Here is a 14,118-nt window from a genome sequence, read left to right as displayed (position 1 = left end):
GTTAGGCCGTGCCGCCGACATCGCCCCTGCGGGCACCCGGCTCGTCGGTGGGCGGGTCAGGGAGCGTGACGGAGCCGGTCATGCGCTGTCGCAGGCGGTCCATGCGACCCGGTCGGTCGGCGTGCTCCAGCGCCTCAGCGCCCTCGGTGTCCTGCTCGGCACGCGCCGTCGCCACCGCTGCCGCACCCGCCCCGAGGTCCTCGGCCTCACGCGCGGAGAGGTAGTGCCGGATCGCCGCGACGACGTCCACCCGGGCGTCGACCGCCGGCTCGAAGGCGCTCGCCCAGATCTCGTAGCCGCGGTCGTTCGGGTGGAACAGGTCCCCGTAGCTGTTGAAGAACGTCCTGCGCAGCCCGACCCGCTTCGTGATCGTGTGCAGCGGCGCCACCGTCAGACCGAACTCGTCCGCCACCCGGTGCACGATCTCGTTCGCCACCGCGACCTTGCGTTCCCGATCCGGCACGAACATGCACGGGAGCTCGGCCACGATCGCGTGCGACGGAACCGCGCCGTAGATCTCACGGATGTTCCGCTCGAACTTGTCCGGGTGGAAGTCGGCGATGTCGTTCGCCCCGATCGACACCGTGCAGATGTCGGGCGAGTAGTTCCGCAGCTTCGGGAGTTGGTCCTTCCGAGCACCCCACGTCGTCGAGCCGGAGACGCTGAGGTTCACGACCCGCACCGACGTGCGGGAGCGGTGCCTGATCCGCCGCGCGAGCAGCCCCACGTAGCCGCGGTGCGGTTCCGTCGCACCGACGCCCTGCGCCGCCGAATCGCCGATCGCGAGGTAGGTGATCTGCCCCTCGTGCTGCAGGCGCTCCCGCCACCAGTCCGCGTGGACGGGGAGCAGGTCGACGACCCGCCGGGCAGCGGCGCGTTGACCGCGGACGCCCGCCCGCGCGCCGAACGCGGCGCCGCCGAGGACCGCCAACCCGCCGAGGACCGACGAGAGCAGAGCGATGAGGGTGCGGGATCTCATGCGGTGGAGGGTACGCGGACTCCTTCGGTGTGAGGTCACGCGCTGCTGAGCCGTGGATGAGCGTTCTCGACCGGCCCCCTGTGGAGGGCGAGCCGAGGGGCGGTGGTGTGTCGCGCCTCCCGGATCGTGTAAACTCCTTCCCGGTACCGTGTCCGAGCGGCCGAAGGATCATGTCTCGAAAACATGTGTGGGGGCAACTCCACCGTGGGTTCAAATCCCACCGGTACCGCCACGGAAAACCCCCGCGTCAGCGGGGGTTTTCTTCATCGCCGGGGGCGACGCTGTCGTACTGCAGGATGTGGTGATGGAAACGGCCTTGGCAGCGGTCGCGACCCGACCGGGTGCCGCGCACCTCGTCACCCGGGTCGAACCGGTGCTGCTCCCTCCCCGGGCACCCGGGTCGGTCCGCCTGCGGATGCTGGCGGCACCGATCAACCCCTCGGACCTGATCACGATCGCTGGCACGTACTCGCGCACGGTGTTCCCGTTCCGCCCGGGCTTCGAAGGGGTCGGCGAGGTCGTCGAGGCAGATGGAGATGCCGGCCTGCGGCTCGGATCCCGTGTCGTGCCCGTCCGGAGCGCCGGGTCGTGGTCCAGCGTCCGGGACGTCGCCGTCGGCGACTGCATCGCGGTGCCTGCGGACATTCCACTCGATCAGGCGGCGACGTCCTTCGTCAATCCACTGACCGCGATCACCGCCGTCGAGCAGTTCGTCACGGACCGTCGGCCAGTCGTCGTGACGGCCGCTTCCTCGACGATCGCCGATCACTTCGCGGCACTGCTCGCCGAGGTCGGAACACCTGCTGTCGGGGTCGTGCGCAGCAGCCGGAGCCGGGTGCGCCGACCGGAGCTGTGGTCCGCGATCGTCCGGTCCGATGCCGAGGACTGGCGGCTTCGGCTCGGGTCGGCGGCCGCTGATGCGCAGGTCGTGTTCGACGCGGTCGGCGGCGATCACGCCGCCGTGGTCATGGAGACCCTGGCCCGCGTGAGACTCCTCGTCAGCTACGGGCTCCTCTCCGGCGAGCCGATCGACACGACCCGGCTTCGCCCACGCGTGGCGCTGCGTTTCCTGCACCTGCGAGCACTCGTCCACGACGGCGACCCCACGCTGCTCCGGCGACGGTTCGACCGGGCCTTCGCCCTCATCCGCGGCGGCGTCCTCCACACAGACATCGCGTCCACTGTCCCGCTGTGCGACATCACCACAGCCCTCGAACATGCTGGTCGGGGCGGCGGGAAGACGTTGCTGAGGGTCAGCGGCCCGACCGTTCGGTGCTCTCGGGGACGATGACTGCTCGGCCGCGGATGGTGCCTTCCTTCAGGTCGGCGTAGGCCTTGGGGCTCTCGTCGAGTGAATACCGCTGGATCTCGACACCGACCTTTCCGGCGCGGGCGAGGTCGAGGACTTCGATGAGTTCGTTGCGGTATCCCCAGTAGGGGATGCGGACGGCCGCGTCGTAGTTGATGCTTCCGAAGCCGAACTCCGCGGTGCCTCCGCCGATGCCGACGATCGTCACGTCGGCTTCGATCGCGGCGACGGAGAGGGCGAGGGGAATGGTGGGTTTCGCCCCGACGAAGTCGAACACTGCGTTGGCGCCGAGGCCGTGCGTGGCATCCATGATCTTCGCGGCAGCGTCGCTGTCGCTGATGATCGTGATGTCAGCGCCCACCTCCTTGGCGAGTGCCAACTTCTCCTCGTTCACGTCGAGAGCGATGACCGTTGCACCCGAAACGGCCTTCAGGATCTGGATGCCGACGTGCCCGAGACCGCCGGTGCCGATGACGACGGCGTAGGTGCCGGCGCCGAGTTTCGGCAGGCTCTGCTTGATCGCGTGGTACGGGGTGAGGCCGGCGTCGGTGAGCGCGACGTTCTGGACCGGGTCGAGGTCGCCGAGGGGAACGAGGTGGCGGGGGTCGTCGACGAGCATGTACTCGGCCATCGACCCCTGGCTGCCGAGGCCCGGCGGTCGGATGCCGAGCTCGACCGCGTTGGTGCAGTAGTTCTCGCGGCCCTGGGAGCAGTTGTGGCAGTAGCCGCAGCCCCAGGGCCCGTAGACGGCGACCGCGTCACCGACCTTCAACGCGGTGGCCGCGCCCTCGCCGAGCTCGTGCACCACACCGACCCCCTCGTGGCCGAGGGTGAGGGGGAGCGGGTACTGCTGCTCGAGGTAGTCCTTCTCGGGCAGACCCATCACGTAGTCGTCCGAGTGGCACACCCCGGCGGCTGTGACCTTGACCAACACCTGGCCGGGCCCGGGAGTGGGGATCGGGATGTCGACGACGACCGGGGCTTTCCCGACCTCGACGTAACGCAGTGCCTTCATCGTGCTCCTCCTTGGATCGGGCGAGCAACGGCCGCCACTGGCCGTCACCCATTCGCCTCTTCTCAGCCAGTCTGCCCGTGCGGAAGCCGGCCGGATCGTTCTGGTTCTGTCTCGGAAGAAGGGACGGCGGCAGGAAGAGCGCCCGTCGGGACGGATCCCGACGGGCGCTCTTCCTGCGTCACCCGCAGCCGTGGTGCGTCAGCGGATGTGGATCGTCAACCGCGGCGGTGGCGACGACGCACGACCGTCAGGCCGGCGCCTCCGAGCAGGAGCAGCAGTGCGATCGCGATCATCGGCGCAGTGTCCGAACCGGTGTAGGCGAGCGCGCGGTCCGTCCCTGACCCGTAGCCGTTGCCGTTGCCGTTGACTGCAGCGGTCGCCAGCGCGACGGTGAAGGTCACCGGGTCGGACAGGTCCGACTCGCCGCCGTCGCCGGCCTGCGTCGCCGTGATCGTGTAGGTGCCATCGCCCAGCGCGACTAGCGGCGTGCAGGTCCACGTGCCGTTCGGCGCGACCACCGCCGTGCACACGATCGTGTCACCGATGCGGATCGTGACGGTCGCACCGGGCTCACCGGTCCCGGAGATCTGCGGGGTGCCGGTCGTGACTGTGCCGCCGTCCTCCGGCGACGTGATGACCGGGGGCTCCGGAGCCGCAACGCTGTTGTACGTGTACGTCAGCGGATCCGAGGTGCCGCCTGCCGTCGTCACCGTGACCGTGACCGCGCCCGCAGCATGCGCGGGCGTCGTGAACGTGAGGGACATCCCGTCCGCAGAGACGCTGTCCGGCGTGATCGGGTCCGAACCGTCGACCGACACCGTCGAGTCGTCGGTGAACCCGGTACCGGTCACGGTCACCGTCGTGCCGCCCGCGGCCGGCCCGTTGTCGGGGTCGAGCGCGGTCAGCGTGGGCACCCCGGCGGGTGCGGCGTCGTACCTGAACGCCAGCGGTGCCGAGGTGACGTCGCCGTTCGTGACGGTCACTGGGACCTCGCCGGCGGCGTGCGCGGGCGTGGTGAACGTCAACGTCGTGCCGTCCTCGGACACGCTGTCCGGTGCGATGGGGTCGGAACCGTCGACCGAGACGGTCGAGTCGTCGGTGAACCCGGTTCCCGTGACGGTCACCGTCGTGCCACCCGCGGCCGGCCCGTTGTCGGGGTCCAGGGACTCGAGGGTCGGTGCTCCTGCGGCCGGCTCGTCGTACGTGAAGGTCACCGGATCGGACGAACCGGCGCCCGTGGTCACCGTCACGTCCACGTCGCCAGCAGTGTGCGGCGGTGTGGTGAAGGTGAGCGTCGTGCCGTCGTCGGAAACACTGTCGGGCGTGATCGGGTCCGACCCGTCGACCGACACCGTGGCGTCGTCCGTGAAGCCCGTACCGGTCAGGGTCACCGTCGTGCCGCCCTCGGCCGGACCGTTGTCCGGGTCGATCGCCGTGACCGTCGGCACCGCGGCGTCGTAGGTGTAGGTCAGCGGTGCCGAGGTGGCGTCGCCGTTCGTGACGGTCACCGGGACCTCGCCGGCGGCGTGCGCGGGCGTGGTGAACGTCAGCGTCGTGCCGTCCTCCGACACGCTGTCCGGTGTGATCGGGTCGGAACCGTCGACCGAGACGGTCGACTGGTCGGTGAAGCCGGTACCGGTCACCGTGACCGTCGTGCCGCCGGACGCCGGCCCGTTGTCGGGGTCCAGAGCTTCGAGCGTCGGAGCTCCGGCGGGAGCAGGGTTGTACGTGAAGGACAGGGGCTCCGAGGTACCCGCCCCGGTGGTCACCGTCACGTCCACGTCACCGGCCACGTGCGCAGGGGTGGTGAAGGTGAGCTCCGTGCCGTCCTCGGAGATGCTGTCCGGAGTGATGGGGTCGGAACCGTCGACCGACACGGTGGCGTCGTCCGTGAACCCGGTGCCCGTCACGGTGACCGTCGTGCCGCCACCGGTCGGACCGTTGTCCGGGTCCAGGGCGGTCGCCGTCGGTGCCTCCGCCGGAGCGGGGGTGTACGTGTAGGTCAGCGGATCCGAGGTGCCCGCGGCGGTCGTGACCGTGACGTCCACGTCACCGGTTGCGTGGGCCGGGGTGGTGAACGTCAGCGAGGTGCCGTCGTCGGAGACGCTGTCGGGTGTGATGGGGTCGGAACCGTCGACCGAGACGGTCGAGTCGTCGGTGAACCCGGTACCGGTCACGGTCACCGTCGTGCCGCCCGAGGCCGGCCCGTTGTCGGGAGTCAGCGCGGTCGCGGTCGGTGCCGCGAGCGGGCCGGCGTTCGGCCCGACCGAGGCCGACGCCAGGTTGACCACCGCAGCCGGTGTCTCGGCGTTGGGCAGCAGGCCGACGCGGAGCGCCCGTTGCGTGAAGACACCTGCGCTCGTCTCCTGCACGTTGCCCTGCAGCGAGACGACGTCGGTCAGCGCGTCAGCGAGTGGCGTGATGACGGTCGAACCGAGTCCGTCGATCACGTCGTTGATCGGAGCGACGACCTGCTCGAGGACCGGGTTGACGATCGGCAGGACCTCCCCGGCGTCCACCGGTAGCCCGGCGAGTGTGACCGTGAGGTTCTGCAGTGACGTGGTGAGTTGTGACACGACGCCCTGGAGCGCAGCAGTGATCGCGGGCAGGAGCTGCGTCGTGAGCGCGTCCGTGATGTACGGCAGCAGCTGGGTGTTCGCCGGCAGGTCGTTGAGGTCGAGGCCCGCGTTGGTGAGCACCGCCGCGACGTCGATCGTGATCGCACCGGTCTGCAGGTTCGCGGTGATCGATCCGTCGGCGCTCGTGACGTTCGTCGCCGAGTCGAGCACGCTCGTCAGGTTCGGGATCCCGGACACCTCCACCAACGGGCCGAGGACCTGGAGCAGGGTCTGCAGGTTGTCGACGGTCGGCTGCAGTCCGTTCAGTGTGGTGCGGAGTCCCGTGACCGTGTCGCCGAGCGCCGGGCTCGTCAGGGTCATGTCGAGCCCTTCGATGCCGTAGTCACCGGTCTGCGCCCCGTCCGGACCTGCCGCCTGCGCAGCCGTCGCCGACACCGCGCCGACCTCGACCTGCAGGTCGGCGAGTGCTCCCGCGGCGTCGGAGCCGATCAGGCCGGACAGGTCGAGTCTGGCGTTGGCCTGTGGGACGCCGTCCTGGCCGCCGACGCCGATGCCGCCGGTGTTCGTGACCGCGCCGGACGCCGCCAGGGAGCTGCCGTCCGGGTTCGCCTGCGCGTACTGGTTCGCCGCACCCAACGTGAGGATGCCGTTGTCGCCGAGGAGGTTCAGCCCGTCGCCGATGTTCACGTTGACGGCGTTGAGCGCGGTGACGTCCAGCGGGTGCATGTCCGTGACCGTCGCGCCACCGGTGTTGACCGCGTCCGCGGGGGTCACGGTGAGGATGTCGTCGAGGTCGATGCCGAGCGCGGATCCGCTGAGGAAGCGGCCCACACTGGTCGATGCGGCAGGTGCCGCTGTGGCCGGTGCGGCTGCGAGGACGCTGCCGCCGGCTCCCAGGAGCGCTGCGGTGATGACCGCGATGCCCTGTGTCCTGCCGTTCCAACGGGTTGGTGTCGGCGCCGCTGGGTCTTTCCGGGCGCGCGCGAGTACTCCGAGCCTCATGTGGCTTCGCTCCTGATCCTGATCCTGCGGTTGGTGAGACCGCGTTCGGCAGTTGGTGAAACCGCCTACAGCTGGAGTGCTGTGCTGCTGAGCGTAACCCTGAAAGGAGACACAAGTCCAAGACCCCCGAACGGGGGTGGAGTCCGATCCGCGAGCAGGACGGCCGAGGGGCTACCAGCCGCTCGGCTGTACCGCATGCGGGGTGAGGGCATGTTGCTACGAGGCGGGGATGTCCTGGGACGACCTCGGCATCGACCCGTCCGGCGGGCTCGTCAGCTTCTCCATGGTCGTGAACGACAACGACGGTGCCGGACGCAAGGGCTACATCGAGTGGGCCTCGGGCATCGGGAACGGCAAGGACTCGGGCCTCTTCCGCGGCTTCGTGCTCGACGCGTGATCCGGCGGAACGCAGACGCGTGATCCGCCGGAACGCAGACGCGCGATCCGGCGGAACGCAGACGCGTGACCCCGTCAACCCAGACGCGTGACCCCGCGAACGCGCACAAGTGATCCCGCAGAACGGAACGGAACGGCTCGGGTGATTGACAAGTCGGCACTCGCGTCGCATTCTTTGAACAAGCGCTTGTCCAACTCCGGACACCGGGCGCAACACACGATGACGAAGGAGTTCTCAATGAAGAGAACCGCTCTCCGGACCGCGGCCGCCATCGGCACCGTCGCGGTGCTGGCCGCCGGCCTCGCGGCGTGCTCGTCCGGCGGCCAGGCCGCGTCGGACCAGAAGGTCACCATCACGGTCGGCGACCGCCCCACCAAGGACCAGAAGGCGGCGCTCGCGCAGTACAACGCCGACATCGCAGCGTTCGAGAAGGCCAACCCGAACATCACGCTGCAGCCGAAGACGGTCACGTGGGACGCGACGACGTTCGACGCCCAGCTCGCCGGCGGCAGTCTCCCGGACGTGCTCTCCGTCGCGTTCACCGAGGCGAAGTCCCTCATCGCCAACAAGCAGGCGGCGGACCTCACGGACACCCTCAAGTCGACCGGGGTCGGCAAGATCATGGGCGCCTCGACGAAGAAGCTCGTGTCGGACGACAACGGCCATGTCTACGCCGTCCCGACGACCGCCTACTCGATCGGACTCGTCTACAACCGCGACCTCTTCACGAAGGCCGGGCTGGACCCGGACAAGCCGCCGACGACGTGGGACGAGGTCCGCACCGACGCGAAGAAGATCAAGGACGCCACCGGCGTGTCCGGGTACGCGCAGTTCGCCTCGCAGAACCAGGGCGGTTGGATGTTCACGGCGATGTCCTACAGCTACGGCGGCCGCGTCGAGAGCGAGAACGGCAAGAAGGCCGTGTTCGACAACGCGAAGTCCGAGGAAGCCCTCAAGACCGTCAACGAGATGAAGTTCCAGGACGGCTCCGTCGCGCCGAACTCGCTGTACACGCAGGACACGCTGTACAAGGACTTCGCCGCGGGCAAGGTCGCGATGATGCCGGCGGCACCGGACGCGTACAACACCGCGGTCCAGAACGACGGCATGGACCCGAAGTCGTTCGGTGTGGGTGGCATGCCGATGGGCCCCGGCTCGTCGAAGGACCAGGGCACCCTGACCGGCGGCTCCATCCAGATGGTGAGCCCGAAGGTGGACGACGCACAGAAGACGGCCGCCGTGAAGTGGATCGCCTTCCACTACCTGCGCCAGTACCAGAGCAAGTCGGCGGCGGTGACGGTCGCGAAGGCGACGGCCGCTTCGGGCAACCCGGTCGGCGTCCCGGCGCTGAGCGTGGTGAACTCCTCGACCTACGACCAGTACAACACCTGGATCAAGGACGAGATCAACGTGCCCCAGGAGAACTTCGCCGCGTACGTGAAGACGCAGTCGTCCATCCCGATCATCCCCGAACCGTCGAACGACGCGCAGGAGGTGTACGCCGCGCTCGACACCGTGATGCAGGCGGCGCTCACCGAGAAGTCCTTCGACCCGGCTGCCGAGCTGTCGAAGGCCAAGACGGCCGTCGACGCCAAGCTGACGCGCTGATCGAGTGACCCACGTGGACGGGGCGGCGAGCGCCGCCCCGTCCGCACCGGTCCGATGGAGGTCCTCATGACGACGACGTCATCCCCGGCACCCGCCACCGCGCGGGCGGCCACGCCGCCGGTCCGCCGGCGTGCATCGTTCTCCCGCTGGCGCTCGCGCGGCGGTCCCGCGGCGGTCGTCCTCGCGCTGCCCGCGTTCCTCGTGTTCCTCTACTTCGCGTGGGGCCCGATCGTCCGCGCGGTCGTGATGAGCTTCGAGAAGACGAACATGGTCGGCCCGTCCATCTGGGTCGGCCTCGGCAACTTCACCTACGTGCTCGCCGACCCGCTGCTGCCCCGCGCGATCGTCAACACGCTCTGGTACGCGTTCCTGGCGTTCGTGTTCGGGTTCCCGCTGCCGATCCTGCTGGCGGTGTTCATCGCCGAGGTCCGGAAGCGCAGCTGGGTGTTCAGCGCACTGGCCTACCTGCCGGTGGTCGTGCCGCCGGTCGTGTCGATCCTGCTCTGGAAGACCTTCTACGACCCCGGCAGCTCGGGGACGTTCAACACCGTGCTCGGCTGGTTCGGCGTCGGGCCCTGGCCCTGGCTGAACTCCGTGCACAGCGCGGTCCCGTCGATCGTGCTCGAGACGACCTGGGCGTCCGCGGGCACTGCCGTGATCATCTACCTCGCCGCGCTCGCCGGCGTCCGGACGGAACTCTACGAGGCCGCCGAACTCGACGGCTCCGGCATCTGGTCGCGGATCTGGCACATCACGCTGCCGCAGATGCGTGGCGTCATCCTCATCATGCTGCTGCTCCAGATCATCGGCACGATGCAGATCTTCACCGAGCCGTACATCTTCACCGGCGGCGGTCCGCAGAACTCGACCCTGACCGTCCTGCTCATGATCTACGACTACGCCTTCGTGAACAGCGACTACGGCGCCGCGACCGCGCTCAGCGTGCTGCTGGCGGTGGTCCTCGCGCTGTTCTCGTTCGCGTACCAATGGCTGACCCGGAAGTGGGGGACCGACTGATGGCCACGACGACCCCGGTGGTGCCCTCGGGCGCCGCATCCGAACCCCCGCTCGCGACGGCACCCCCGGACGGCCTGCTCGGCATCGGCGGTCCGGGCGACGGTGACGGCCCCCGGTCGCGCCGGCTCCCGTGGCGCCGCCGACCGCGCGAGGTCGAGCAGCCCGAACGCAGCGTCATCTCCGACGCTGACCGCAAGCGACCGGCCGTACGCCGGACGCTGCTGAGCGTGCAGGTGCTCATCCTCGTCGGCCTGGTCGTGTCCGGGCTCGGTCCGCTGCTCTGGCTCCTCAAGTCGTCGTTCTCGACGTCGCAGGACATCCTCCGGCAGCCCTTTGCGTTCTTCCCGTCCGGCGTGCAGTGGGGCAACCTCTGGCAGGCGTGGACGAACGCCCGGATCGGTCACTACCTCGGCACGACCGCGGTGGTCGCCGGTGGCCAGCTGGTGATCTCGCTCGTCGTGACCGTCAGCATCGCGTACGTCCTCAGCGTGCTGCAGCCGAAGTGGGGGCCGATCGTGTCCGGCGGGATCCTCGCGACGCTGTTCGTGCCCGGCATCGTCGTGCTCGTCCCGCTCTACCTGACGATCGTGCACCTGCCGGTCACGGGCGGCAGCCTGATGGACAACTACCTGGCGGTCTGGCTCCCCGGTGCGGCGAACGCGTTCAACATCCTCGTGGTGAAGCGGTTCTTCGACGGGGTCCCGCGCGACCTGTTCGAGGCGGCCAGGATCGACGGGGCCGGACCGTACCGGGTGCTGTGGTCCGTGGTGCTGCCGCTGTCCCGGCCGATCATCGGCGTGGTCGCCCTGCTCACCGTGATGTCCTCGTGGAAGGACTTCCTCTGGCCGCTGCTCGTCCTGCAGGACCCCGAGCTGCAGCCGATCTCGGTGGCGCTGCCGGCCGTGACGAAGCAGTCGCAGCTGAGCGTCCAGATGGCGGCGCTGTTCCTCGCACTCATCGTCCCGGTGATCCTGTTCCTGGCGTTCCAGCGTCAGTTCCTGCGCGGGGTGGGCATGTCCGGCGGGGTGAAGGGATGACGGCGCCGATCGTCCCGCGGCGGGTCCTGGTCACCGGGGCCTCCGGCGGCATCGGCGCAGTGACCACCGCGCACCTGGCGTCACACGGCATCGCGGTCACGGCACTCGACCGGCACGGTGTGCTCCCCGCGGAGGCGGACCGGCACGTCCGCGCGGACGCGACCGACCCGGCCGCGGTGGGGGCGGCGCTCGAGGACGCCGACGCCGTCGTGCACCTCGCGGCGATCCCGCACCCGACGCTCGGTCCGCCGTGGGAGGTGTTCAGCACGAACGTGACGGCGACCTTCGCGGTGCTCTCCGAAGCGGGGGCGCGCGGCATCCGCCGAGCGGTGATCGCGTCCAGCGTGAACGCGTCGGGCGTGCCCTTCAACCCGCGCCGGGTCCTGCCGGCGTACTACCCGATCGACGAGGACCTGCCCGTCGACCTCGGCGATCCGTACTCGCTGTCGAAGTCCGTGGACGAGTCGTCGGCGAGGACCGCGCACCGGATGTGGGGGATCGACGTCGTCGCGTTCCGGTTCCCGTTGGTGAAGGACCACGAGACGCTCGTGGCGGCCGCGGCGCACGCCGCCCGCGACCCCGGTGCGACGGTGCGCGAGGGATGGTCGTACCTCGACGTCCGGGACGCCGCCCGGGCCGTGCACGCCGCACTCGTCGCACCGATCGAGGGTGCGCACGTCGTGGGGCTCGCGGCGCCGGACACGCTCCTGCCCGGGCCGACCGAGGAACTCCTGGCACGGTGGGCACCGGGTGTGCCGATCCGCTCCCCGCTGCCGGGCCGGGCGGCGGCCGTCGACACGAGCCGGGCGGAGCTGCTCCTCGGCTTCCGGCCCGAGCACACGCTCGAGACGGATCCGTCGCCCGCCGAGGTCGCATGAGGATCACGACCGTCGAGACGTTCGTCCTCTCCAACCGCCGTGCACTGGTCCGGATCGGCACGGACGAGGGAGTGGTCGGCTGGGGCGAACCGGTGCTGGAGAACTGGGCCCGCACCACGGCGGCCGCGGTCGCGCGGATGGCCGAGCACCTCGTCGGCGCGGACCCGCTGCGGATCACGCACCTGTGGCAGGTCCTCGCGCGGGGCGGCTTCTACCGCGGCGGGGCGGTGCTCGCGTCCGCCGTGGCGGGTGTGGACCAGGCGCTCTGGGACCTGAAGGGCCGATGGCTGGGCGTCCCCGTCCACGAGCTGCTCGGTGGTGCGACCCGTGACCGGGTGCGGGTGTACGCCCACGCGAGCGCGGACGACCGGTTCGGGTCGCCGGAACGGGCGCGGCGGCTCGTGGCGGACGGGTTCACGATGGTGAAGTGCGCCCCGCCCGGCCGGCTGGATCCGATCGACCGCCCGTCGGCGGTGGACCGCGCCGTGCGGGACCTCGAGGAGCTCCGCGACGCGGTGGGTGCGGACGTCGACATCGCGATCGACCTGCACGGCCGGTCATCGGTGGCGAACTCGCGCAGGCTGCTCGCCCGCCTCGACGGCGTGGCACCGGTGTTCGTCGAGGAGCCGTTGCGTCCGGAGCACTCGGCGCGGATCGGCGACGTCGTCCGCTCGACGACGATCCCGATCGCGACCGGTGAGCGCCTGTACTCGCGCGAGGAGTTCCGGCCGGTGCTCGAGCAGGGCATCGCGGTCGCGCAGCCGGACCTGTCGCACGCGGGCGGGATCACGGAGTGCTTCCGGATCGGGACGATGGCCGAGTCCTACGACGTGCTCGTCGCGCCGCACTGTCCGCTGGGACCGGTCGCCCTGGCCGCGTGTCTGCAACTGGACCTGGCGCTGCCGAACGTGCTCGCGCAGGAGATGGTGGTGATGCCCCAGTACGGGGCCGGCACCGGTGCCGAGCTGCTGCGGAACCCCGACGTGCTCGCCGTGCGGGACGGTTTCGTGGAGCGGCTCACCGGGCCCGGTCTCGGGATCGAGGTGGACGAGGACGCGGTGCGCGCGGCGGCGGTCGCCGGCGCGTTGGCGCCGGGTTCGCCGGTCTGGGCCGCGCCGGACGGTGCCTTCGCGGAGTGGGGACCGGTGGTCGGTGGAACTGCACCGCACGGTTCGGGAGGCGCGTGGCGGGGCCGCCCCGTGCCTCCCGTCCGACAGGCGGTTCCGTTCCCCGCGATCAGCGGTACGTGGTGGCGTCCCGTGGTCCCGCCGCACCGACACCGAGTGTCGACTCGCCGGTGACGAGCTCGCACGGCTCGTGGTGTGCTCCGGGAGCTGCGGATCCGTCGATCGCGTGGACGAGCGCCCGCGCCGCTGCCGCGCCGATCTCGCTCAATCGCGGGTCGACCGTGGTGAGCAGGTTGTTCCCCTGACCGACCATGCCCTCCCAGTTGTCGTACCCGACCAGGGCGACGTCCTCGGGCACCCGGATCCCGCGCGCGCGGAGCACGCCGAGGATCCCCAGCGCGATCTGGTCGTTGCCGCAGAACACCGCGTCGACCTCGTCGATCCGGTCGGCGATCCGTTCGGCCGCCTCCGCTCCCCAGAGTCTCGTCCAGTCCCGCTCGAGCGGCTGGTCGAGTGCGAGCGAGCCCCCGGCGGACCGGATCGTCTCCACGAGCCCGCGGGTCCGGTCGGCGGCGGCGATGTCGTCGGCCGCGGTGACGGTGGCGATGCGCCGACGCCCGAGTGCGAGCAGGTGTTCGGCGGCGATGCGGCCGGCCATCTCGCCGTCGGGCATGAAGCACGAGTCGTCCGGCGAGTCCGACGTGGCGAACGCGTAGACGACCGGCACCTGCAGGTTCGCGGTCACCGAGTGCAGCGGCGCCTGCAGGCCGTCGCCGAGGACGAGCAGTCCGTCGATCTGTCGGGCGCGGAACTTCTTGACGCTCTCCTGCAGGATCTCCGGGTCCTCACGCACGTCGTAGAGCAGCGTCGCGACGTCCTGCTGCCCGAGGGTGCTGGTGAGTCCGGCCAGGACGGGCAGCGTGAAGGTCCCGTACCCGTTGATCGTGAGGACACCGACGGTCTTGCTGATGCCCGTGGCGAGGAACTGCGCCTGCGCGTTCGGCCGGAAGTCGAGGCGGTCGGCGGCGTCGAGGATCCGCTGGCGGGTGGTGGCGGAGACGCGACCGGTACCACGGAGCACGCGTGACGCGGTGGACAGGTCGACGCCTGCTTCCCGTGCAACGTCGCTGAGGGTCACTGCCTTGGGCACCCCACGTCCTTCCGCCGGTT

Annotated in this window: 11 protein-coding genes and 1 tRNA gene; 8 read left to right on the top strand and 4 right to left on the bottom strand. The window is 70.3% G+C overall.

The features are described from left to right. Position 1: 1 nt before the first annotated feature. Positions 2 to 979: an SGNH/GDSL hydrolase family protein gene (locus tag HP507_RS14495; RefSeq protein WP_175352494.1), complete on the bottom strand. Its 978-nt coding sequence runs from the start codon at positions 977 to 979 to the stop codon at positions 2 to 4. A 142-nt stretch (positions 980 to 1,121) separates the two neighbouring features. Here HP507_RS14495 and HP507_RS14490 point away from each other — a divergent pair. Together HP507_RS14490 and HP507_RS14485 are read left to right on the top strand one after the other, a co-directional pair. Next, positions 1,122 to 1,211 (top strand) — tRNA-Ser (locus HP507_RS14490). Positions 1,212 to 1,283: 72 nt separating this feature from the next. Next, positions 1,284 to 2,270 carry an alcohol dehydrogenase catalytic domain-containing protein gene (locus tag HP507_RS14485; RefSeq protein WP_175352493.1) on the top strand — a complete coding sequence of 329 codons (987 nt, stop codon included), beginning with the start codon at positions 1,284 to 1,286 and terminating at the stop codon, positions 2,268 to 2,270. On the opposite strand, the gene HP507_RS14480 is transcribed toward HP507_RS14485, so the two are convergent. Then, positions 2,233 to 3,303, bottom strand: coding sequence for an NAD(P)-dependent alcohol dehydrogenase (locus HP507_RS14480; RefSeq protein ID WP_175352492.1), 1,071 nt, complete (start codon positions 3,301 to 3,303; stop codon positions 2,233 to 2,235). The two genes, HP507_RS14485 and HP507_RS14480, sit on opposite strands and share 38 nt — an antisense overlap. A gap of 215 nt (positions 3,304 to 3,518) precedes the next feature. After that, entirely contained in the window at positions 3,519 to 6,884 is a 3,366-nt protein-coding gene (locus HP507_RS14475; protein ID WP_175352491.1) for an IPT/TIG domain-containing protein, read from the bottom strand. 229 nt (positions 6,885 to 7,113) lie between these two features. On the opposite strand from HP507_RS14475, the gene HP507_RS14470 reads away from it, so the two are divergent. The 6 genes from HP507_RS14470 to dgoD all read left to right on the top strand — a co-directional run bounded on the left by HP507_RS14470 (position 7,114) and on the right by dgoD (position 13,122). Then, entirely contained in the window at positions 7,114 to 7,281 is a 168-nt protein-coding gene (locus HP507_RS14470; RefSeq protein WP_175352490.1) for a DOMON domain-containing protein, read from the top strand. A 237-nt stretch (positions 7,282 to 7,518) separates the two neighbouring features. Beyond that, entirely contained in the window at positions 7,519 to 8,889 is a 1,371-nt protein-coding gene (locus HP507_RS14465; RefSeq protein WP_175352489.1) for an extracellular solute-binding protein, read from the top strand. Between the two features lie 66 nt (positions 8,890 to 8,955). Further along, positions 8,956 to 9,906: a carbohydrate ABC transporter permease gene (locus HP507_RS14460; RefSeq protein ID WP_175352488.1), complete on the top strand. Its 951-nt coding sequence runs from the start codon at positions 8,956 to 8,958 to the stop codon at positions 9,904 to 9,906. Then, on the top strand, positions 9,906 to 10,943 hold the full coding sequence (locus HP507_RS14455; RefSeq protein WP_175352487.1) for a carbohydrate ABC transporter permease: 1,038 nt from the start codon (positions 9,906 to 9,908) through the stop codon (positions 10,941 to 10,943). The genes HP507_RS14460 and HP507_RS14455 overlap by 1 nt, the downstream gene beginning before the upstream one ends. Continuing rightward, entirely contained in the window at positions 10,940 to 11,821 is an 882-nt protein-coding gene (locus tag HP507_RS14450) for an NAD-dependent epimerase/dehydratase family protein (protein WP_175352486.1), read from the top strand. Before HP507_RS14455 ends, HP507_RS14450 begins: the two co-directional genes overlap by 4 nt. After that, positions 11,818 to 13,122: a galactonate dehydratase gene (dgoD, locus tag HP507_RS14445; RefSeq protein WP_175352485.1), complete on the top strand. Its 1,305-nt coding sequence runs from the start codon at positions 11,818 to 11,820 to the stop codon at positions 13,120 to 13,122. Before HP507_RS14450 ends, dgoD begins: the two co-directional genes overlap by 4 nt. On the opposite strand, the gene HP507_RS14440 is transcribed toward dgoD, so the two are convergent. Further along, entirely contained in the window at positions 13,058 to 14,098 is a 1,041-nt protein-coding gene (locus HP507_RS14440) for a LacI family DNA-binding transcriptional regulator (RefSeq protein ID WP_175352484.1), read from the bottom strand. The genes dgoD and HP507_RS14440 overlap by 65 nt on opposite strands. Positions 14,099 to 14,118: the final 20 nt, after the last annotated feature.

Source organism: Curtobacterium pusillum (assembly GCF_013359865.1).
GTDB classification, from domain to species: domain Bacteria; phylum Actinomycetota; class Actinomycetes; order Actinomycetales; family Microbacteriaceae; genus Curtobacterium; species Curtobacterium pusillum.
Note: the sequence above shows the minus strand (reverse complement) of the source record. Positions and strands in the feature narration are given on the sequence as shown.

Bases quoted from the DNA above. Each gene is read 5' to 3' on its own strand.
- HP507_RS14495 (WP_175352494.1), bottom strand. From the start codon at position 979: ATGAGATCCCGCACCCTCATCGCTCTGCTCTCGTCGGTCCTCGGCGGG.
- HP507_RS14485 (WP_175352493.1), top strand. From the start codon at position 1,284: ATGGAAACGGCCTTGGCAGCGGTCGCGACCCGACCGGGTGCCGCGCAC.
- HP507_RS14480 (WP_175352492.1), bottom strand. From the start codon at position 3,303: ATGAAGGCACTGCGTTACGTCGAGGTCGGGAAAGCCCCGGTCGTCGTC.
- HP507_RS14475 (WP_175352491.1), bottom strand. From the start codon at position 6,884: ATGAGGCTCGGAGTACTCGCGCGCGCCCGGAAAGACCCAGCGGCGCCG.
- HP507_RS14470 (WP_175352490.1), top strand. From the start codon at position 7,114: ATGTCCTGGGACGACCTCGGCATCGACCCGTCCGGCGGGCTCGTCAGC.
- HP507_RS14465 (WP_175352489.1), top strand. From the start codon at position 7,519: ATGAAGAGAACCGCTCTCCGGACCGCGGCCGCCATCGGCACCGTCGCG.
- HP507_RS14460 (WP_175352488.1), top strand. From the start codon at position 8,956: ATGACGACGACGTCATCCCCGGCACCCGCCACCGCGCGGGCGGCCACG.
- HP507_RS14455 (WP_175352487.1), top strand. From the start codon at position 9,906: ATGGCCACGACGACCCCGGTGGTGCCCTCGGGCGCCGCATCCGAACCC.
- HP507_RS14450 (WP_175352486.1), top strand. From the start codon at position 10,940: ATGACGGCGCCGATCGTCCCGCGGCGGGTCCTGGTCACCGGGGCCTCC.
- dgoD (WP_175352485.1), top strand. From the start codon at position 11,818: ATGAGGATCACGACCGTCGAGACGTTCGTCCTCTCCAACCGCCGTGCA.